A 21,512-nucleotide genomic window follows, 5' to 3' on the forward strand; every position below is an offset into this window, starting at 1 on the left:
GACATACACGCTTTCGCAAAACAAGCCATTTTCCTCATTTGAGAAAGCAGCTACGCGTTAAAGAAACTAAGGCGTGATCGCATCGGACTTTACTTAACACTACAATTTCAGGTAGCAAGGAGCCACCATGAAAATTTATCTCGTTCAGCATGGAGAACATTTAGGGAAAGAAATGGATCCCCAACAATCTCTTAGTAAAAAAGGAACAACAGATATTGAGCGTTTAGGTCATTTTCTAAATGAGAAAAAAATAGAAATTGCTCGCATACTCCATAGCAGTAAGCATAGAGCCGAGCAAACTGCGGCGATATTGGCTTCCAGTTTATCCTCCTCAAAGAAGATTGAATTTCATCAAGGATTGGAACCTCTAGACCCCGTGAGCCCGATCGTAGATGAAATAAATCAGCAACAACACGACATCATGCTCGTAGGGCATATGCCTTTTATGGGTAAACTTATTGGTAAACTCGTTTTACTCAATGAAGACCGCTCCATTGTTGCCTTTGTTCCAGGAACTATCGCTTGTCTTGAACGAACTGATGAAGGAAAATGGCTTATCAATTGGATTAGACGCCCTTAAACTGTTTGCTATGCAGCGAAACCCGGATTCCGCTGCGCTGCATCCAACACTACACCATACGGAGCAATTGGAAACAAGTCTTAGGTTTCAAATTCCAATCCACAGATTAAGGCATTTGCATAGGTATTGCCTGTGCTCAATGGTTCTCTTACTTGATCGTTAAAGGAACTGAAATGGCCTTTCCCTAAATAGAAAAAACGATAACCGCATTCCAACGGCACGCCGCCACGAATAACGTGATTCAATTTTACATGAACTCCCGCGGTTGCACTAAATTGTGCCGTGAGATCTCTAGAAAAGATATTATCAGGAAGTGTCTGGCCGTCAAGTGAATTCTCTTTAAAATTACGAGCATTGATAAGATTAGGACCAGTCCCTACATCAATAATTAACCCATAGTCCGGATTTTTTGTATTAAGTGCAGCGCGAGCCATTACATAAATAGGAAAGTGCTCTACATCATAATGGTATGATAAATTTTGGAATAAGCTCTCTTGGATGACATAACCATTCACTGAAGTTTTAGCGAGATAATAAGCATTTAGTCCATAAGACATATCAAATAATTTAGTTTGGTGGCCATCTACAAAATAAGCCAAACCAACTAAATAATTTTCGTCATTATGATTCGTTACGGTAAAATAATCACCAATCAATCCGTTAATATTAAGATGCTGCGCTTGGCCTTGATGCAACCAATAACCTCCCGCCTGTATCAGTGCGTAACCACTTCTATGTACCGGAGGATGTGTCTGAACGTGACCCGCAGAACTTACTGTTGACGAATATAATCCCAGCAACAATAAAGTATAGTAAATTTCTTTTTGATTAAAAAACATCATTCTTCCTATCGATCATTTAGTCAAAGTATTTTTCAGGGCTTGTAAAACAGACCCTGGTAGTTTCTAACTTATTCCAGCATATCTCCTTAATTTTTTTAATCTACCAATCTCCACTAAGAATTACAACATACTCCTATAACAGCAAAGATATATAATATCAATTATTGCAAGCAAAGCCAGGTCTGTTTCCATTGCGCTAGCTTGAGTCAAAATGGCCTGATTTTTGAGTACCGAAGCGCAGCATACATGAAGTATGTGAGCATCGGAACGCAGATAATCAGGGAAGTTTGGCCAAGGAAGGTAGGGATCTGTTTACCTGAGGTATCTTCAGTATTTTGATGAGAAACCTCCACTAATTTTTTCGCCTACATACCACGCTTAATTTTTTCACCTACATACCACGCTTAATTTTTTCACCTACGTACCGCGCTTAATTTTTTCACCTACGTACCGCGCTTAATTTTTCACCTACGTACCGCGCTTAATTTTTCACCTACGTACCGCGCTTTATGCGCGGTATCCAGGGATCTCGCTATAGAAATGCTCAGCGGCATCTTAAATATCGTTCTGGATACCGCGCATAAAGCGCGGTACGTAGAGAAATTTACAAGTTCGTAGAGAAATTTAAAATGAAAAACTAACGATCCCCCAGGGTCTGTTTCCAATGCGCTAGCTTGAGTCAAAATGGCCTGTTTTTTGAGTACCGAAGCTCAGCATACATGGAGTATGTGAGCATCTGAGCACAGAAAATCTGGACAGTTTGACCAAGATAGTAGAAATGGAAACAGACCCTAATGTATTATTAAATAAACAATTTTACTGGCAAGGAAGTCTCATCTATGTACAAACAAATTATGGTGGCAGTGAATGATACTAAAGCATCCGTTTTAGCATTAAAAGAGGCAATTAAAGTCGCAAAAAGCCAGGGGTCCAAGATATGCGTGATTCATATAATTGATACCTTATATGAAGGTGATGTCGATCGAGAAACATTTGTTGAGCTCACCAGAAAACAAGGACAAGAAGTTTTAGACTCAATGAAAAAAATACTCAGTCGCTCAAAAGTAGAATTTGAAATGAAACTTACCGAACTCACCCCTTCCAAAGCACAAATTGCCGAAAAACTTGTTGATGAAGCAAGAGGATTGTCCGCCGACTTAATTGTTATAGGTACTCAGGGTCGTCGCGGAATCCATCATATACTTACTGGCAGTATTGCTGAGGAAGTCATACGCATATCCAAAACCCCAGTATTGCTGATTAGACATTAGAGATATATAAAATCAATTTATTGTCCATCGTACGATTGATATGGTTGTTTCCGGAGCTAAATGTTCCCCAGTAATTGGTTTAATAAATCACTTATTTTCTTTGATTATACAATTTGATTTATGAAATCATAAAGAATCTTAATAATCACTTCATTAATCCTTAATAATCTTGTGCTATAAATTATTAGCTCACCAATTATACAATTGATACGAATATGCCTGGATTATACTCAAAACAACGAATAAACTTTGATTCGCTGACTGATACAGATCTGTCACGATATGAGTATCATCGTACTTTACGTAGCGCTATTGGTCTATCTGCTACCAGCTATTCACAGCAACAAACCACAGAGGGTGTCATTTATCAATGGGATAATATTGCCCCAGAAATTGCTCTCGTTATTTTTCAAGATGCTAAAAAACAAAAGATTAATATCCAAGACGAAGTGATTCAGCACATAGGAGCTGAGGAGTTCAATAAGGAGCGTTTGAAAAAAGCGATAGAGAAATTACAGAGCAATCCACGTTACGCTTTGTTTGTACAAAAATTGGCATTACATATTACCGCAAAAAAATCTACCAAACTGACCTTGGAACATTTAACCTCGGCAGGAATTTTCACCCTGGAACAATTTGACGAGGTATTCACTCAATTTTTGTATGTACAGAAAAAATTAACCAAGAGTTTTCCTAATTTCGACGAGATAACAGAAGAAGATGATTATTATCAGTTCATTGCTTTTATGGCAAATGAACCATTATATGAATCTTTTCTCCGGTCATATACCGATTATATTGCCTCCGAGTTTAATAAGGGAAGAATAAAAAGTAGCCAAGTAGAAGCGCCTAAAGAAATTGATAGTCAGTCACTTTTAAGTTTTTTCAATGCAATGAGTTATGATTTAAGTTTACAACCACCTAAATCAAGACCACTGCAAACCAATACCTTATATATCACATTACTCCCTGACACATTACACTATACGGTCGTTGATCTAAGCGGCAAAGAAATTAACGCAACAATTAATTTCAGTGAGTGCAATTTTATTGTAAATGAACAAACTACTGAAGAAGAATTAAGAAGCCATTTACCTGAGCTTTTGAAAATCACATCTCAAAGAGGCCATACTGGAGATATTGCACGGAATAATACTGTAGCATTAAGAGATAAAGGAATCGCTTTTTTGGAAAATGATGTGGGGAGCAGCTTATTTTTATCTCATTTACCAGCAGTCGATCTGGTTAAAGATGAAGGATATAAATTTACTCTTTATCAGTGGCTAAATCAGGGAAATCTAGAGCGATTAAAAGATCTTTTGGTTGACGGAGCATGTCAACGTTATAACCAAGTTCTGGATGCTTGGATAAAACAAATGAAAGAGCCAGCAGAAATAAATGAAGAATTTAAAAAAGAGATTGATGCTGTTGGTACTTTAATGAAGGAAATCACTGCACTAATTGCTAGCCTTGATGATAATCCAAATGCAAAAGATAAGGAGTTAGATGAGAAAATAGCTCAGCTGATCATTCATTTAAAAGAAGTTAAAAAATTTTATGGTAGCACTCCACTTCTGCAACCTGGAGAGGAGTTCCCTTCAACAGCCGGCAATTTTGAAAATTTTATCAAAAAAATCCTATTCCTTGCACCCGATGATAAGTTAATTCAATATGTCCCTGACAGTCGGGATGTGGATAGAATTTGGAAATTGAATTTGATCGATTTGGTTAATGGATTAGTGAATGATAGAAATTTTGTTGCTGCTCGTGACGTAAAAAACAAAAACAACCTATCATTTTTAACAAATGAATCGGGTCTTGTTTTACCTCCTTCTCCTATTTTTAGAGAGCAAGTTAAAAGAAAATTGACAACATATCTTAAAAAGGATGTTCACCATTATCATACAGTACAAAGTTATCAAAATGATCACTTAAATATGACGCAAGCCCCTGTTGTTTTTAGAGGGGGGCACCTAACTAACTCGTTAGAAGAAACAGTATTTTTCGCCAAGAAAATGACCCGGACTGGTGAATATTCTGCTGACAGTCATCTATTAGCCGGACAAGAAAATAATGTTAAAAAACATGAAATTCGCTCCGGAACTGCTGTTACCTTGGCAACTACAGGGATTGGGGGGACACGATCAGTTACAGATAAATTTGATGTAGCCCTTAAATTTGGTGGTATGAACGATGTAAAGATTCTCTATATCGTTCGTGGTAAAGAATCATTTCACTCGCAGCCTTTTGCAGAAATTGTAGGTAAGTCAAAATTAGCTGAAATTGCGTATACGCATGTTAATCCTCATGATTATGTCATGACAATCCTTTATAACCGAGATAATGAAATACTTGATGTTATTCCTGGGAATTTAAATGGAGAAATCCAAGGTATAAGTGAATTTACAAAAGAAGTGATTCATGCAGGGATTGAATTTTACAATAAGAAAAATGGCTCCCCCCCTGCATCCAACAAACCTGTAAAGCTCCCAACGCCTCCCAGACAAGAACAGAGGATAGCACTCCATCTGTCTGGGGAAAAGCCGTTACTGGATATTCTTTCCCTTCATAAAACAGAATCGTCTTCATCAGCTAAAAAAACAAATCCTTATGGAAAAAAATTGCATAGCATCCGGATCACGCGTAATACTCGTGAAGGCCATAAAACGCTCTCATTAGAAACATTGCGTCCTGAAGTAGAAGTCATTATGCAACATAGAGAAGAACTGGCTCCACCTGAGGGTGCATTTAAATTAGTTCCTGGAAGATTAAGTAAAGTGAGGGAAACTGCTGTTGAACACTTCAATATGCGACATGTTATAACACTCAAAGGTTTTAATCGATGGAGTCTTCAGGAACGAAAATTACAGGAAACATATAATCGCATATTACAGCCTAATTTTATGGAAGGTGACATTCAGGAACAACTCGCGCATGCCAATGCCGCTCATGAAGAGTGGTTAACTGATGTGCTAGTACCCAAATTACAAACTGCATTGATGCTTCATCTTTCTGCACGATTAATTACAGATTACCGAGTTGATACTGAAGAAGTGAACGAGCTTGCACAGAAATTATTTCATGAAATTTTGAAATCAAGCTCTCATTATTTACAACTCATAACTAATTGGTCAAGAATTTACACTTTACTGGAAGGAGAAGATCTACATCAACGTTGTGTAGAAAATGCACATGCAAGGATGGAAAAAATATATCCCTCCTTGAGTAAAGACAGCTATGAATATCAATTGAAATTCGAATCATGTTTGATCATGGCAAAAAATAAAATCCAAAAGCAATTGGTAAACCAAATGATGTCCGAATTCTTGGATAACAATTTGGACCATTTTACTCAACAATGTAAGCTGCAAAAGAAAACAGTTTATTCACTTGCCGATAATCGTCATTTAGTCTTTTTAGGTCCAGCCGCGAGTGGTAAGAGTACTATTTCCAATCAATATATTAAGCGAGAACAAAGAAAAGATTATGTTTCCTTAGCCACAGATGATTATCGAGGCATATTTATGCCATTTACGGAGATGTTTGAAAAACAGGAAACCGATCAAGTCTTTATCCGTACACAAGATAGCGCTTATTTGATCAGCGAACTCGTTGAAGAGCGAGTTTTATCCCAAAAAAATAAAAGACCGAATGTAATTATAGACGGCGTGACTTATAAGCCCTCACAAAAAGCTTTAATAGAAAAAAATAATAATTCTGTTGTAGTCTGTGCGTGTTTGGATGATATGTCTTTGGCCGTTAAACGCTCTTATGATAGGGCAAAACAAGAGGAAAGTGGTTCGGCAGATAAAGGGCGCTATGTGAACACAACCAGTTTACTTCATATGCATAAGACAGCAAGCATCAACCTACTCATTTCTTGCGCCCCTAATACAACCATTGCATTTTATAATACCAATATACCTCGTGGAGCAACTCCTCCATTGATTGCTACTGTAGATACGCATGGAGAAAAGACGCTAACAATTAATCAGGATAAAGGCTCCTTGATGTGTTTGGCCTCTTTTTTCAATAAAGCACGAGTGAATGTTCAAGCTAAAAGTGATCAACATCTTTTTTTAGACAAATTAAAACGACCTGAATTTCAGATTGATTCATTATTCGCAGTAATGGATTATGGATTTAAAATTGTTTTAAATGGTGAAAATAACAAGCCCTGTTTAACAGTTAAAAAGGAAAAAGGGCAGATAATTATGGAAATCCTCGACTCAGAACAAGTCAAAAGTAAAATACGAGAAAATACAGCTGAAAAACCCTTATTACAAATGTTTTTGTTGTATGGACAACACGGTAGTTTAAAAGCAGTTCAGAAAGAATGTTTGATGCATGAAGATATTGATTTAATGGTTGAACAAATTATTGATTCCCAATCGAGTACACGGCAGATATCAGTAAGCGACAACAGATTATTAAAAGACAACTTGCATCTATAATATATAAAGTGAAAAATTAATGCGATATAAATTATTTATAGATCAAAAGGAAGATACAATGAACGCTCGTTTACTGGAAAAAATTGCGCACGAGAAAGATAAAGTAGAACTGTTTATTGACTCGATGCGCGATATCTTTGAGAGAACCCCTGATGAACTGGAGAAAGCGAAACGTCTTGAGATATTCGATACTTTATTACTTTTAGCAACCTATGCTGAAGCTGAAGAGCTTGAAAATGAATTTCAAATAGCGTTACCTAATAACGAACACAATGATTCAATTACCTATCTGTGCCAACAACTTCGAGAAATCAATGGTTTTTGTCAATGCACCTTTAGCGATGAGCATAACGTGTATCAAGATTTACTTTCTGAGGTGATAACTCCAGAAAAAAAACAAGCTGTGCGTGAACTTTTAAGTAAAACAATTTCTGAACTCATTTTTGAGAAAACAAATACTGGAACACATCGTTTAGGTCTTTAAAAACAGTAGATACCACACTTTAAAAGAAACAATCCATTTTATCCGCTTTAAAATGGATTGTTTCAAAATTACTAACGTAAGTACTTGTTTTGCACTGCAAATAATTCCTATGGGTTAAGAAGTCAAACCATAGCACTCTAATAAAAAATGAGATAAGATGGCGCTCTGTTGTTTTCTCAGGAGAATCATTCTGAGTACCTTTTTTAATGCCACATATACAGCAGCCGCTGCAATTTATGCAGAATTTAAGTTCTATCCTTACTATAATTTTGGCTTTCATCTTGATGCACTTACCAGCTTTTTCTGTCATATATTTCGTGCCCTGTATGACTTGACTGCTTTTTTATTACGTGTAGTTGCTACTCCATTTTTTCTTTTAAATCCCTTTTGTTGGCCCAGTCTACCAAGCCATGCGTTAAATCTTGTCGATGATATAGTAGGTGCTGCGCTCAGTGTAGTCAGTATTGCCATCCATCCTATTCTTTTCATTATCCGTACGTTAAGCTCCATGATTCGAGGCTATGATGAAGGAACAGATTATGATTGGGGTTCCGATCAAGAAGAAGAGGATCTGAAAATGGCGATGGCGATCTGGTAACATTAGGAACGAAAGATAATAGACTTCTGCGGCAAGTCCACTCCAGAGGAGACTTGCTTCGTCGATAGCTCGAATTCTCATGTGACTTCGATATCTCCTGCCACTACTCTTTGAAGAAGTCTAATGAACCGAAGCCTGGCTTTTATGTTTCTTTTCAGGCAGTTTTCATCCACTTTTTTTAGAGTTAGGTCCTGCTGCTACTGGTGCAAAAGTTCCGTTTTTTAAGAAACTCAAAATTAATTGCCTCGCTTTTGCATTATTCATAATAAAAGTATGACTGGAATTAACAATCACTGGCTCATTTTGTCCTAAACGAGCAAATTCAGGTGGTACTTTCGCATCATAGCGTCCTGCGATGATCCCTATTTTAATGTGTGGTACTGATACATGATGTACGTATGAAGCGTGATCAGAACTCAATTCAACCAATGGTTTGATTGGAAAAGTAAGCATGGGAAACAATTCAGTAGAAAGCTTCGCCAGTTTTGAACCTTGATTTGGTGGAGCCAGCATGATAAGACTGCCAATATTTTTTAATTGTTTTGCTGAAAGGCTGGATAGTGCCTCTCGGGTAATAATGCCTCCGAGACTATGAGTAATAAAATTAATTTTAACACCTGGATTTTTTTCTAATAAATTTTTAATAAACTGATTCAAATAAATCCCGTGCTCTTGAATACTGTATTTTGCAGAAGGATAATTATAGGAATAAACCAGATAACCTTGTCTTTTTAGATAAACTTTTAATGGCAACATGCTGAGGGAAGTACGCATCAAACCATGTATTAATACTATGATTTCCTGATTTTGTTTTGGTTTGACCTGAGCAGCAATAGAAGTTGTATTGGATTGCTCCCTGCTCCCAGGAAAAAATGCATAAGCTTGAACCATACAACCTATCCCAATAAAAGCTATGAGAATAAGTCGAGCAAGCAATCGATTTTTATTAAGAATGATTCTGGTCATTATCTCCCTTTAATTTATATTCACCCTCATCATTCTAACTAATTTTCAACGAAGATAGCAGACCGGTTCAAAAAATTTTCCCATAAATAGGGGCTGTATCCAAGGAGTAAACGCTCTATCTCGAGTCTTGCATATTCTGTCATCTATCAGTAGATTAATTTGAGTTATGAACTATTTTGATGGATGGATCCCTGCCTGCGCAGGCAGGGATGACAGAATATGCAAGGGATTACAGCCTTTTAGGCAAAACTGTAGTCTCTAGAAACGTATTTTCCTGTCTCGATTTTGTGAGAAACTGTCAGGATTTGGTGCCCGGCCATTTTGATTCAATGGAAACAGACATTTGTGCTCATTAATTTGCATCATTTTATGCTCATAAAAAACACTATAAATTATCTTTTTTTCTGAATTGATATATTTTTTACCTACCTTATGGTACATGATATCCATATTATGCAGACATTGACGAAACAATGAATTATTCTCTGGTGCCTGTTATAACGAGTAGCCCATCAGTTAAACCCCGATAATAATCCAAAATTAGGAGTTTGTTATGTTGAAAAAAATGATTATGGCCACTCTTTGCATGATTAACTTATCTGCTTATGCAAATGAGGATCTGAGCTGTACAGTTGAAGTTGCTGTGGCCACTCCGCCCGTACAATTTAATCAAAACGTCGCATTTAATGTAACGAATGAATTTGGCTTAAGTAAGTCCCTCACGATGTTCGGTGGAAAAACCCCTCAATTTATCGATAGATTGCCCTGCTCTCCAGCTCCTCTGACAATCAGCGCAACCGTTTATTCAATACCAACTTTGTTTCAAGGACCGGCTATTGGTCAATGTGTTTTAAAAGCAGGGCCCGTTATTTTAAATGGTTCGGGGAACAGTGTTTCAGTAGTATTTCCTTACGATTTTAATTGCCCTTTTTAAATGGAATATTTTGCCTACATTACTCAAATGTAGGCAATACAGTTTGGATATACTTTTTTTAAAGTGAATCATCGTCTTTCTTGCAACGCATTCCCCAACCTGCACCAACACAAGTGAATATAGCTCCCAGGAGAAACAGGACAAAAATTATGAGTGCTCCTGAAGCAAGATTTGTTGGAGTTACATTGACTTCTACTACAGCCTCTTTTTGGCCATTTTTTGTTAAAGAAGAAATTTTGGTTGTACCAACGGGAGTGGAAATTTGATTCACTGTAATTGGAACTGCCACTACTGTGCGAGAAACGGAGTTGGTATAGGTCACTACATATTGACTCAAAAGTCCTATCAGTGCAGCCCCTAAGATTAAAGCCAACACCCATGTCGTAAAACCATAAATGATCCCCAAATTACGTGCAGGACAATACAATCGCCCTAAATAGCCAGCGACATAACCAGCAGCAATCGTGGAGATCGCAACACCGATAATTATTCCCAACAAACCACCCACAACCACGATGACAGATCCATTACTCATCGTTTTAAAGGCACTTAACCCAATAGCGATTCCCAAAAGATTTAATAAAAAGCTAAGACCCAGTGCCGTTAGGGCACCAACAAAAACAGCAGTCCAGGAGATCCGTTTATTTGGATGTATATGGCAGTGTTCGTGATTCGGTGTATTTTTATTTACCATTCGAGCCTCCTTATCTCATGACGAACATTGCGACGTCAGGGAAGTTTATTTTTAAGATATACTGTCAATTTATATTGGATTTTATACCAATAACTTCTTAATAGTCCGAAGAAAAACTCAACCTACGTTCTACTGCTTTTCCGTATCCAGAAATCGCGAATTGGCCTAGAGTTCTGGATCCTGCGGGCAAGGCCGCAGGACGTAGGAAAAGGTAATTTGTCCTTATGGAGAAATTACTTACACATAGGTAATAAATTGTTTTTATTAAAAAATTAACCTATATATTTTTACTTTTCAAGAGCATACAACGGCATACCATACGTTGTATATAGTATGTCGAATTCTTAACCTTATTTAGGATTCAGCTATTTGCTCTACATTTCGAACAATATTTTTTGTGATGGTACTCAAAGGCAAATCATTATCATCTTTACCAAAAGGCTCTTCTAACTCTTCGGATAACATTTCCAAACCTAACAAAATATATACGATCATAACCATCATTGGAATAATCAAAAATCCGAAGGTATCTACCCAACCAAAGGGGAACATGATGGCATAAAAAAGCAATGCTTGCTTCACAAAAAAAGCAAACGAAGGCGGCATATGGGTATTTGCAATACGCTCACAACCTCCAGTCAAGTCAATCAAATTGGCTAAATGTATGTCCAACGCCAGATATTGCTCCAATTGCAATTTATTTTCTTGGCGCAATTGATTCAGAATACGATACATTTTTTTGGTTACCAAAAGTACCGGATTTTTTCCGTCGAACTCATGAATACATAAGGATAGCAACTCCGTTTGGATCGCTTTATTTTCATTACGTAAATGGGATTTGATAATAACCGGTAATTTTTTCAACGCTTCATAAAAATCAGGATATTCATGCAAACCAATAAAAGCTTCGAATTTTAAACCTAAGTTTCTACAGTTATTGACAATTGAACCCCATAAAATTCGTCCTTCCCACCAACGCGAGTAGCTTGTGTTTACCCTGAAACTAATAATTATGGTGAGGATAAAGCTAAAAATCAGATGGAATTGACCTAAATTATAGCGTGCTACATTTTCAAAAAAATAAAGGATTATTTCAGCATACACGACAATAACGATTGTTATTGGTAATAATTTCCTAAATACGTTTTCTTTATAAAACAAGAAAAGATGATGCACCCAGGTTAAAAGATTATGTGATCTCATCAATGCTTACCCTACATAAAAAGATACAGTGTAGCTTGAGAGCTATCGTGAAGCAAAAACTCTTTTTCCGTTCGTGACATAAGTCGATGAACCGTTTAAAATGCACACTCAACTCAAATAAGAAGTTAAAAATGAACTAACTTCCTAATTTTTCTCAGTTCTAATTTTGAGTTTAAAGGCAAGATTTCCTGGATACCGCGTATAAAACTCAGTAAGTAGGAATAACAAAATTACTTCGCTTTGGGATAAAAGTTTTCTAGATTGCCCCCTTCATTGAGGCCGGTTAAGATAGAAAGAAGTAAACTCTAAAGGAATAGATCGATGAGTGATTTTTTTCAAACACCTCCCCGCTTGGGCAATCAATATGATGAAGATCGCGTTTTACAGACTTATCTGGAATGGAAGCTCCCTTCTTCCATGCTGACGCAAATTCAACCGGAATTGCATCGTCTTGGTCAACGAGTCATTGAAGATATCTATCAATTAGGACAAGAAGCTGAAGCATTTCCCCCAAGGCATGTACCTTATGATCCCTGGGGAAAACGCATTGATCATATTGAAGTATCCCAAGCATGGAAGGAGCTTGACAAAATCTCAGCAGAGGAAAAATTAATTGCCATAGGTTATGAACGGCAACATGGTGCATTATCACGCATACATCAATTTGCCAAATTGTATTTGTTTCATCCTTCATCAGCAATCTATACGTGTCCTCTAGCAATGACCGATGGAGCTGCGCGTGCCTTAGAGCTTTATGCAGATGAATCCTTAAAAAAACATGCCTTCCCTCATCTAACCTCTTCTGATCCGGCCTGTTTCTGGACTTCAGGACAATGGATGACTGAACGTACAGGAGGCTCTGATGTCAGCGGTACTTCAACCATCGCCAGACCCGATGGTTCCCATTTTCGTCTCAGCGGGGTTAAATGGTTTACTTCTGCTACAACCTCCCAAATTGCCATGACTCTTGCCCGTATTGAAGGTGCTCCCGAAGGCAGTAAAGGACTTAGTTTGTTTTATCTGGAACTCCGGGATGACAAGGGAAAACTCAATGGCATTCGCATCAATCGCCTAAAAGATAAATTAGGTACTCGCGCCTTACCTACAGCAGAATTAACATTGGAGAATGCTTCTGCCCTCTTAGTTGGAAATGCTGGTGATGGAGTTAAAAAAATTTCCTCTCTATTTAATATTACACGCATATATAATGCGTGTTGTGCCGTTGGTTACATGCGTCGTGCTCTTGCGCTTGCTCGTGATTATGCAACAAAGCGTGTTGCTTTTGGCCACACTTTGTCAAAGCACGTGCTCCATCTGGAAACATTAGCAAGGATGCAATTAGAATTTACCGCAGCATTCCATCTGGTTTTTCATGCCATTGAACTCTTGGGAAAGGAGGAGTTAGGTGAAGCAACCGAAATTGAACGGGCTCTACTGAGGCTTTTGACTCCTCTGATAAAGCTTTATACGGCAAAACAGGCAATTGCCTTAGTGAGCGAAGCCTTAGAAGCTTTTGGCGGAGCTGGCTATATTGAAGATACAGGGCTTCCAGAATTATTAAGAAACGCTCAAGTTTTATCCATATGGGAAGGAACAACCAATGTTCTCAGCCTCGATGTATTACGCGCTATGCACAAAGAGAATGCGGCAGTTTTTTTTCTTGAAGACATCAAAAAACGATTGAGCCATATTAACAGCAAAGAGCTCATTCAATCTCAAGTAAAAACTCAGCACACCCTTCAAAAACTGCAAAATTATATTCAGTCTATGCCGCAGATGAGTGACGAAGAGCAACAAGCGGGAGCACGACAGCTTGCTTTTGCATTAGCACAAACCTATGCAGCAAGTTTATTGTTAGAGCATGCCCAATGGTCTTCGCACCACAATAAGGACACGCTGCCGACACTTGCTGCGATTCGGTGGTGTGAAAAAAATCCACCTGAATTGCTTGATTTCTCGGAGAGTCATAGAAAAGGATCTCAATTATTGGCTATGGATTATAATGACTTCCACTAAGTGATTGTCCCCGGCAGAAGCAAATTGACTGAACTATGGAGCTATACTATTAGATAATCCAGCCAGGGAGTTATAAAACATGAATGTTTCACCTTTGCGCTTTTTATCTTCTTTCTTTTTATTTGTGTTATTCCCGCTGTCTTTAATCGCCGCAACCAACAGTTCAATCAGTCTGGTTGGGGATCAAGGTTATGATCTCGTATCTTATCAACAAAAAAGCGGACCCGTACGAGGAAGTGGAAACCATGTCGTATTTCATCATGGTGTGGCCTACATTTTTGCAAGCAAAGAAAATAAAAAAACCTTTGCAGCAAATCCTGAAAAATATCTGCCTGCCTATGGAGGTTATTGTGCTTATGGCGTAGCAGCCGGCCATAAAGTAATCAGTGATCCTCTTGCATGGAAATTAGTGAATGGGAAACTTTATCTTAATTTAAATAAAGAAATCCAAAATATTTGGGCAAAAGATAGTGCAGGAAATATCAAAAAAGCGGATGAGCAATGGTTAAAAATAAAAGATAAGGATCCTTCAATTTAAAGCTGAAATTTTTTAGGGGGATCTCCAATCTCCATTTTCACAAAAAATTTTTTCCTTCTTCCTATCCATCACGTAAACATATCCCTACGTACCGCGCTTTATGCGCGGTATCCAGAAATCTTATCTTTGAAACAGAACCCAGAAGTACACCAAAACTTCCTTCTGGATACCGCGCATAAAGCGCGGTACGTAGAAGTTTTATAAAATTTATTATGTAACAACTAAACTACTTTTTAAGTTTTTGAAAACCGCGAACATGAACTGAGAGTAGCCTATAAATTCTTTCACCTACGTACCCCGCATAAAGCGCGGTACGTAGGTGGAGCATTTTGTGAGATTCTGTTAGGCATGAAGAGTGTAAGTAAGGACTTATAATTTCTTTTTACTCAACCGAAATGATATTATCGAAAAGAGTCCAAAACTCGATAACAAGGAAGAAAATGAAATTATTTTATGTCTATATTATGGCAAGCAAGCGTAATGGTACTCTTTATATCGGTTCAACCTTTAACCTGATTAAACGAGTCTGGGAGCACAAAAATAAAGTGATACCAGGATTTACAGCGAATTATAATGTTAATATTTTGGTCTATTATGAAACTCATGAAACCTATATAGAAGCTGCTCGTCGGGAGAAGCGTTTCAAAAATTGGTCCAGACAATGGAATTGAATTTAATTGAAGATTTAAATCCAGAGTGGCGTGATCTTTATCATGAAATCTGTGGTTAACCTTTCCCTACGTACCGGTACACATTCCCCTGCGTACCGCTTACACATTCCCCTACGTACCGCGCTTTATGCGCGGTATCCAGTAGTTCTATCTTTTGAACCGAACTCAGAGGTACCAAAATTTTCTTTCTGGATACCGCGCATAAAGCGCGGTACGTAGGAGGATGGCGCGTGGGGTATGTATGGGGATGGCGTATGGGGTGCGTAGGATAAAAAAATATTGCATTAAACTCTAAAGCTCTTTATTGTTAAAAACTTACCAATAACTAATGAAAATTAAGGGAATTTATGAAAAGAATAGGATTCTTATTCGGCTTCTTGTTTTTCTTAAATGATGGGTTTGCCAAAACTCCGATTGTGGCGCCTCAACCAACCTCATGCATCACAGGCGGTTTCAGCGCAACAGGGACAAGTAGCTGGAAAACAATTTCCTTAAAACTAACCAACAATTGCAATCAAACAGTAGATTTTCAAAATTCTACAATAACATTTTCCAATCTCAGTAATCTGAACACATCGTTTTGGGGAAATTTCTCACCATTATCTTATCCGGTTAATAATTTGCAAATTACATCACAACCCCAAAGTGGCGGCACGTACTTATCCTCGCTCTCGTTACAATTTCCTACATATCCGGGTGCCAACAGCAAATTGCCTAAAGGAAGCTCTTTTACCATTATTTACGGGGCACCCACTGCAGATTACGTAGCTAATAGTGTCCTTGTTTATTTAAATTCTTCAGTATCTACAGGCGATATCACTTTAATTAACGCTACAGCAAAGCCTGCCAACGTATCGCAAAACCATGCTTTAGTGAATTTAACTGTAAATGGACAGACTGTGAGCAGCGTACAAGTTCCCTGGTCTGGACAACAACTTATCTCTGGCCTGGCTGCAGGAACTTATACCGTTTCACCAACTCATGTTGCGAGCAGCAACGGCATCATCTATCAAGGGGTAGCAAATCCTGCAAGCCTAACCGTGTCCGCAGGTACCACTGTTTCCTCTACCATTACCTATACCGCAAGCCAAACAACTGGGAACATCAACATCTCCTTAACCGCATTACCCGCACAATTATCTGGTTATACCGGCATTCCTACGGTAACCCTAACCCGTATGGATAATCAGAGTGCAACCAATGCGCAAGTTCATTGGAACACAATTAATGTAATCAGCCAGTTAGCCAATGGAGTCAACTATTCTTTTTCTACTCCGGCAATAACGTATAATGGATATAATTGCACCCCAATGTTTAATCCTACATCGGCTACCGCTGCAATTTCTGCCCCAACAGTGCAACTGACGTATAATTGCGTTCAAGTCGCCCAGGACAGTATCCCTGTTACGGTCACGGGAGCCCCCTCTTCTCTCTCCTCTATTAATGTAATTTTTACGCCCACTAATGGTTCGCCTGTAGCGGCACCAATTTCTTTAAGCAATGGAGCAGGAACAGGTAATGTCAGCTTAACTGATGGAGCAATCTATACAGTAAGTGCAACCGCAGTGAATGGTTATGCAGTCAGTTATTCCCCCCAACCATTAACCGCTTCTTCTTCTGCTACCGAAACCATTACCTATACCCAAAATACAAGCACTGGAGGCAGAATTATAGGCTACCTGCCCGGCTGGCAAACACCTCCACCTGCTACTGCTTTGGCGAATGCAGGTTATACCCATATCCTTGTTGCTTTTGGCGTATTCAGTACGACAACTCCTGGACAAATTACATCCGCCTTCGATACGGTATCTGCAAGTTACATTCAATCACTGCATAACGCGGGCATTAAGGTATTGCTTTCTTTAGGCGGTGCGTTAACCAGTATTCCCAATACCACAGTCAATTTCCATCAGGTAGTATCTGCTGCCCCTTCCCCTTCGGCATTCGAGCAAACTTTTATTGGTTCATTGGAAAACCTTATAACCCAATATGATTTTGATGGTTTTGATTTTGATATTGAAAGCGGGTTGAATACAGGGGGAACATTTACCAATCCTACTGGTGATATTGCTGTTTTAGCCAATATTATCAATACAATGCATACCAATCATCCGAACTTGCTGCTTACTTTGACACCGCAAACTGCAAACATTGCCGCCACGTCAGGGTTTGATGCAACCTGGGGAAATTATGCCTCTTTAGTGATGCAAACCCACCAATCTTTGGCATGGGTTGGCATTCAAATGTATAACGCAGGGTGTACTTTTGGCATCGACTTAATTTGTTATGATCCAAACAATACAAGCAGCCCTAATGCTTCTGTAGCCATGGCCACTGATTTATTAGAAAATTGGCCTGCAGTCACCAGTTCAGGACAACAAACAGGGTTCCAACCTTACATCAGTTATCTTAATCCTTCCCAAGTGGTTCTTGGTTATCCTGCACCCAATGCCTCTGGACAAAGCGATGGTTCACCTGCAGCAGTGATTAGCACAATCAAACGCGCCATCCAGTGTTTACGCACCGGGATTGCCAGTCCATCAAGTTGTGGGACTTATATTCCACCGCGAACTTATCCAGGATTTGGAGGAGTGTTTGATTGGGAAGTAATTCATGACCAAAACAACAATTATCATTTTGCAACCAGTTTGGTACATTGCGTCATAAACAATAATTGTAACTAATTATAGGCTTTTGCAGCATAGCGAGACCTGGGTTTAAAAAGTTTTATGCATATTTACAAATCCCCGGTTCCGCTATGCTGCACCCAAGCTAAATATTTTAGATGAAAAGAGTATATTAAATGCTTTTTGAAATCAGCGGTTATTTTCTTCTTTCCTTGATAAACCTTATTTTTTTCCAATACAGAGTTATTTTTGTAAAAAAATTAATTTATTAATCAAATCTTAAGCATTGATAAATCAGATTTTTTTTCCCACACAGAGTTTTTTTTGTACAAAAATTAATTTGTTAATCAAATCTTAAGCATTCGTGTTATATACTTAAAACATGCATAAAAGAGAAGCATGTTCAAATGAAAAATGAATTGATATAAATAAATATTATTCAAATTTCAAACAACATGCATTAAATTTGTTATACTTAATTAAAAGTAATGAATCATTTTTTTAGAGGAGATACATTATGAGTGGTCATAAAGGTGAAGAAAGTACGTGGGCTAAGATTAAAAGAAAAGGCGGCGAATTTATAGACGATATTGGAGAAACAGTTCAGAAAAAAGTAGATAAAGCTATTGAAAAACCAGAAATTTGTACCGCTGTAGATGAGTTGATTACTCGAATTGGGCAACTGGAAAAGGATGTACGTTACAAAAAGAGTCCAGATGAAAATGTGCAAAAATCTCTTGCAGAAGCAATTAAACTAAGAGATAAACTTGTAGAGGCTAGAGATACATTTAATACAAATACACAAAAATTTTATAATGTTATGAGTGGTGCTGACGTAATAGATCAGCGTAAATTAAATAGAGAAGTTTATGCTTTTGCAAAAGCAAGTGTTGATGCGATTCATGAACATCAAGTCAAAATAATGGCAGCTCCTGGTGTATGGAATAAAATCGCAGCATGGGTAAATAATGTACTTGAACAATATACGGATATCAAGAAGCGCTTTGATGTAGAAGGCAGTGGCCTTGCGAAAAGCTCTATGTTCAAAGAAAAGTTTGATAAGGTAAAACAAGAAGGTCATCATATGGTGGATGAACTAGAGAATGATAATCCACTCAACCCAAAGAAAATATAATAATGAGAGCAAATGTAGGTTGGGCTAAGGCTCAACCTTGCTTGTTTTTTTGGGTTAGTGCTTTATCTTTTTTTGTACATCTCCAAACAACCAATCGGCGCTTACCTCAGGCTTCATTCGTGATTTTTTTATGAAAATCACCAATAGTCATGTGATTTCTCAATTCCAGGATTAACAAAATGGGATCTCAAATGCAAAAAATTTCATGGAAAAGATCTTTTTTTAATCAAGCCTTAAGCTTAATTGTTTTAAAATATATGCATAATAAAAATTGTGGCCAGGTATCAATATGTGTATTTTTAAGCCCCTATGATTTATAATTATATATAGTGCGAACTTTTAAGCACTTAGAGGAGAAGTTATGTCCAAACATTTAAATAAGACAACAGCAGAAAAACCCCAAAAAAAGGTAGGAAAATCAGAGCCCTATGAGGGTAGCGAGCTTCAAAAAAGAGTCCATGGGGCTATTCAAAAAGGAGAAAAAAGGAAGGAAGAGCAAGCAAAGAAAGAAGAAATTGAAAGACAGAAAGAAGAAGCCTTAAGTGACCTTTTGGGAAAGCATGGTGTTTGGAAACAATTAAAAGCCGCTCAGATAAAAGTACAAGCTGAGAAAAACGAAAAAATTAGTGGTCAATTGGAGGAGGCAAAACATCATATACACAGGAACACACCCCCTTCAGTAAAAGCTGTTTTTGAACTTATTGAAGCACTTAATAGTTTTGAAGGAGAAATAGGCTTAGGAACTGATAAAGCAAGATTGCTCGCAGCAGCCCAGCTAGGTGAACAGTTAGCAGCGCTTGCTCAAGCAACTAATGGTAATCCTGAAAAGAAAAGATATCAACAAATACTAGGGCAGTTTGAAGAGGCATGCTCAGAAATAATGAAAGTGAATTATAAAAGGTTGGCTGCAGAACCCACTTTATGGAACTATATTAAAGACAAGTTTAATAGTGCAATGAAATGGATTCACCTAGCACCCCGAGGATTAGTTCTTGACACAACTCTTGACTCATCTGCCCTTATAAAAGATGAAAAGGTACAAGCTAAGTTTAAGGAAATTCTAAATACAAATGTGAAGATAGAGCATGAGCCAGATGTAGATACCCCACTCAGAGGACCTACTAAATAGGTTGCTTCGTTAGAACAAAAAGCCCATATTATATTCGTTAATATGGGCTTTTTGCTTTTTGAGGAATATTTTTTGCTTAACACGTAGCAATGCTATCCATCTTAAAAGGGTATTTTCTTTTTATTTTTTGAAAAGATTCGTAATTTGTTAATCTCTTTGATTAATAAAGAAATAAACCGCTCCGGGTATGATTATTCCTCGAGATTCGATTTAGACTGCTTCATATTTCCTTTAAGTATCTTTTATATAACTTTTGGATTGTCCTTGCAATCACTTTTAATTTTGTTGGGTCAAATGGATGTATAATTTTTTTGCCTACGTACCGCGCATAAGGCGCGGTACGTAGAAAAATTTTAAATGAAAAACTGACGATACCTCAGGTAAAAATGACCCAACCTACAGCTTATTGTTGGATTAGTGTTTTGTCTTTTCTTGAGCAGCTCCAAATAACCAATCGGTGCTTACTTCAAGTTCATCAGCAATTTTTTGCATGGTAGTTCCATCTAAAGCAACACCGTGCAATAACGCTTCGATTTTAAATTTAGGCAATTCGAACATCCTAGAACACGCTTGAACGCGTTCTTTCATTAAGGCAGGAACCCCAAGTTCATCAAGCTCATAGTTCAAACGTTCAGTTAGTTTTTTATTTGACATGGTAATCTCCTTCTTTGCTTTTTATCAGTGTAAAACAAGCAAGCTTAAGGATTGATTAACAAAAAGAGTTTTTAAATAAAATTATGGGTACGAAAAAAGGCAGAACAGCCGCATTCTAAAATTTGAAAATCCATCTGTGGATTAAAGTGAAAATTATATTCACTAATGTTATGATTTGCGCATTTAACTTAACTATGGATGGAAATTATGCCAAGCTGTAAAGAAATGTTATTAAACATTTTAAATAATACTCAAGCGCAACTTAAAGATTCACTCTCACCATTTCAAACCGAGTGTCTTGATATGTTTCAAATAAAGATTAAAGCCATTCCTGTCGATGAAAGAACCGAAATGGATTCAAAAATCGGGATCATTCTCCTGGATCACTGTTTCTGTGATTTGGATAACCTTTTTGGAAGCGAAGATAGGATTATTAGTCTTATCAATAAAAGAAACCTTAACGATAATGATTTTTTTAAACAAGTGAATCAAATTTTTGATGATGAAATTAAAGCATTAAATCAATATGCATTAGAAAGCTTTTATGCCCAAACCTTTAAGCCCGTAAAAAACATTTTGATTGATATGAAAAACGAATTAACACGTTTAAAAACCTCCTTGGATCAACAATTAAGCGATACCCAAAGTTCTCCTGAATATCAAACAAGATACGGTCTAAATTGATAAGAAACCCGGGTTCCGCTTCGCTTCACCCA

At 37.6% G+C, this 21,512-nt stretch carries 17 protein-coding genes and 1 pseudogene; 13 read left to right on the forward strand and 5 right to left on the reverse strand.

Annotated elements, in window-relative coordinates; genetic code table 11:
* The first annotated feature begins 127 nt into the window (after positions 1-127).
* Entirely contained in the window at positions 128-580 is a 453-nt protein-coding gene (gene sixA / locus FOLKNPGA_RS12745) for a phosphohistidine phosphatase SixA (protein ID WP_182350260.1), read from the forward strand.
* Positions 581-660: 80 nt separating this feature from the next.
* On the opposite strand, the gene FOLKNPGA_RS12750 is transcribed toward sixA, so the two are convergent.
* Positions 661-1,422, reverse strand: coding sequence for a hypothetical protein (locus FOLKNPGA_RS12750; protein WP_255465974.1), 762 nt, complete (start codon positions 1,420-1,422; stop codon positions 661-663).
* Positions 1,423-2,261: 839 nt separating this feature from the next.
* Between FOLKNPGA_RS12750 and FOLKNPGA_RS12755 the strand changes: the two genes are divergently transcribed.
* The 4 genes from FOLKNPGA_RS12755 to FOLKNPGA_RS12770 all read left to right on the forward strand — a co-directional run bounded on the left by FOLKNPGA_RS12755 (position 2,262) and on the right by FOLKNPGA_RS12770 (position 8,229).
* Positions 2,262-2,693, forward strand: coding sequence for a universal stress protein (locus FOLKNPGA_RS12755; RefSeq protein WP_182350261.1), 432 nt, complete (start codon positions 2,262-2,264; stop codon positions 2,691-2,693).
* A 215-nt stretch (positions 2,694-2,908) separates the two neighbouring features.
* The gene (locus tag FOLKNPGA_RS12760) at positions 2,909-7,147 is read left to right on the forward strand and encodes a zeta toxin family protein (RefSeq protein WP_182350262.1); all 4,239 of its coding nucleotides are present in this window, start codon (positions 2,909-2,911) and stop codon (positions 7,145-7,147) included.
* A 58-nt stretch (positions 7,148-7,205) separates the two neighbouring features.
* On the forward strand, positions 7,206-7,631 hold the full coding sequence (locus tag FOLKNPGA_RS12765) for a hypothetical protein (RefSeq protein WP_182350263.1): 426 nt from the start codon (positions 7,206-7,208) through the stop codon (positions 7,629-7,631).
* 157 nt (positions 7,632-7,788) lie between these two features.
* The gene (locus FOLKNPGA_RS12770; RefSeq protein WP_182350264.1) at positions 7,789-8,229 is read left to right on the forward strand and encodes a hypothetical protein; all 441 of its coding nucleotides are present in this window, start codon (positions 7,789-7,791) and stop codon (positions 8,227-8,229) included.
* 165 nt (positions 8,230-8,394) lie between these two features.
* On the opposite strand, the gene FOLKNPGA_RS12775 is transcribed toward FOLKNPGA_RS12770, so the two are convergent.
* The gene (locus tag FOLKNPGA_RS12775) at positions 8,395-9,195 is read right to left on the reverse strand and encodes a triacylglycerol lipase (protein ID WP_182350265.1); all 801 of its coding nucleotides are present in this window, start codon (positions 9,193-9,195) and stop codon (positions 8,395-8,397) included.
* 553 nt (positions 9,196-9,748) lie between these two features.
* Between FOLKNPGA_RS12775 and FOLKNPGA_RS12780 the strand changes: the two genes are divergently transcribed.
* Positions 9,749-10,129 carry a hypothetical protein gene (locus FOLKNPGA_RS12780; RefSeq protein WP_182350266.1) on the forward strand — a complete coding sequence of 127 codons (381 nt, stop codon included), beginning with the start codon at positions 9,749-9,751 and terminating at the stop codon, positions 10,127-10,129.
* A 58-nt stretch (positions 10,130-10,187) separates the two neighbouring features.
* Here the strand turns inward: FOLKNPGA_RS12780 and FOLKNPGA_RS12785 are convergent, their stop codons facing one another.
* The gene (locus tag FOLKNPGA_RS12785; RefSeq protein ID WP_182350267.1) at positions 10,188-10,823 is read right to left on the reverse strand and encodes a hypothetical protein; all 636 of its coding nucleotides are present in this window, start codon (positions 10,821-10,823) and stop codon (positions 10,188-10,190) included.
* Between the two features lie 354 nt (positions 10,824-11,177).
* On the reverse strand, positions 11,178-12,026 hold the full coding sequence (locus FOLKNPGA_RS12790; RefSeq protein WP_182350268.1) for a bestrophin family ion channel: 849 nt from the start codon (positions 12,024-12,026) through the stop codon (positions 11,178-11,180).
* Positions 12,027-12,347: 321 nt separating this feature from the next.
* On the opposite strand from FOLKNPGA_RS12790, the gene FOLKNPGA_RS12795 reads away from it, so the two are divergent.
* The 6 genes and pseudogenes from FOLKNPGA_RS12795 to FOLKNPGA_RS12820 all read left to right on the forward strand — a co-directional run bounded on the left by FOLKNPGA_RS12795 (position 12,348) and on the right by FOLKNPGA_RS12820 (position 20,142).
* A complete protein-coding gene (locus FOLKNPGA_RS12795; RefSeq protein WP_182350269.1) occupies positions 12,348-14,042 on the forward strand; it encodes an acyl-CoA dehydrogenase family protein in 1,695 nt (564 codons plus the stop codon).
* Between the two features lie 79 nt (positions 14,043-14,121).
* Complete coding sequence (locus FOLKNPGA_RS12800; RefSeq protein ID WP_232891233.1) at positions 14,122-14,580, forward strand: YHS domain-containing (seleno)protein; 459 nt, start codon at positions 14,122-14,124, stop codon at positions 14,578-14,580.
* Positions 14,581-15,020: 440 nt separating this feature from the next.
* A pseudogene (locus FOLKNPGA_RS12805) lies at positions 15,021-15,310 on the forward strand (GIY-YIG nuclease family protein).
* 288 nt (positions 15,311-15,598) lie between these two features.
* Positions 15,599-17,935 carry a glycosyl hydrolase family 18 protein gene (locus tag FOLKNPGA_RS12810; RefSeq protein WP_182350270.1) on the forward strand — a complete coding sequence of 779 codons (2,337 nt, stop codon included), beginning with the start codon at positions 15,599-15,601 and terminating at the stop codon, positions 17,933-17,935.
* A 460-nt stretch (positions 17,936-18,395) separates the two neighbouring features.
* Positions 18,396-19,013 carry a hypothetical protein gene (locus FOLKNPGA_RS12815; protein WP_182350271.1) on the forward strand — a complete coding sequence of 206 codons (618 nt, stop codon included), beginning with the start codon at positions 18,396-18,398 and terminating at the stop codon, positions 19,011-19,013.
* A gap of 361 nt (positions 19,014-19,374) precedes the next feature.
* Positions 19,375-20,142: a hypothetical protein gene (locus FOLKNPGA_RS12820; RefSeq protein WP_182350272.1), complete on the forward strand. Its 768-nt coding sequence runs from the start codon at positions 19,375-19,377 to the stop codon at positions 20,140-20,142.
* Positions 20,143-20,556: 414 nt separating this feature from the next.
* Here the strand turns inward: FOLKNPGA_RS12820 and FOLKNPGA_RS12825 are convergent, their stop codons facing one another.
* Positions 20,557-20,796, reverse strand: coding sequence for a hypothetical protein (locus tag FOLKNPGA_RS12825; RefSeq protein ID WP_182350273.1), 240 nt, complete (start codon positions 20,794-20,796; stop codon positions 20,557-20,559).
* 207 nt (positions 20,797-21,003) lie between these two features.
* Here FOLKNPGA_RS12825 and FOLKNPGA_RS12830 point away from each other — a divergent pair, with 207 nt between their 5' ends.
* A complete protein-coding gene (locus FOLKNPGA_RS12830) occupies positions 21,004-21,480 on the forward strand; it encodes a hypothetical protein (protein WP_182350274.1) in 477 nt (158 codons plus the stop codon).
* The last annotated feature ends 32 nt before the right edge of the window (positions 21,481-21,512 follow it).

The organism is Legionella sp. PC1000, from assembly GCF_014109805.1.
Taxonomy (GTDB): Bacteria; Pseudomonadota; Gammaproteobacteria; order Legionellales; family Legionellaceae; genus Legionella; species Legionella resiliens.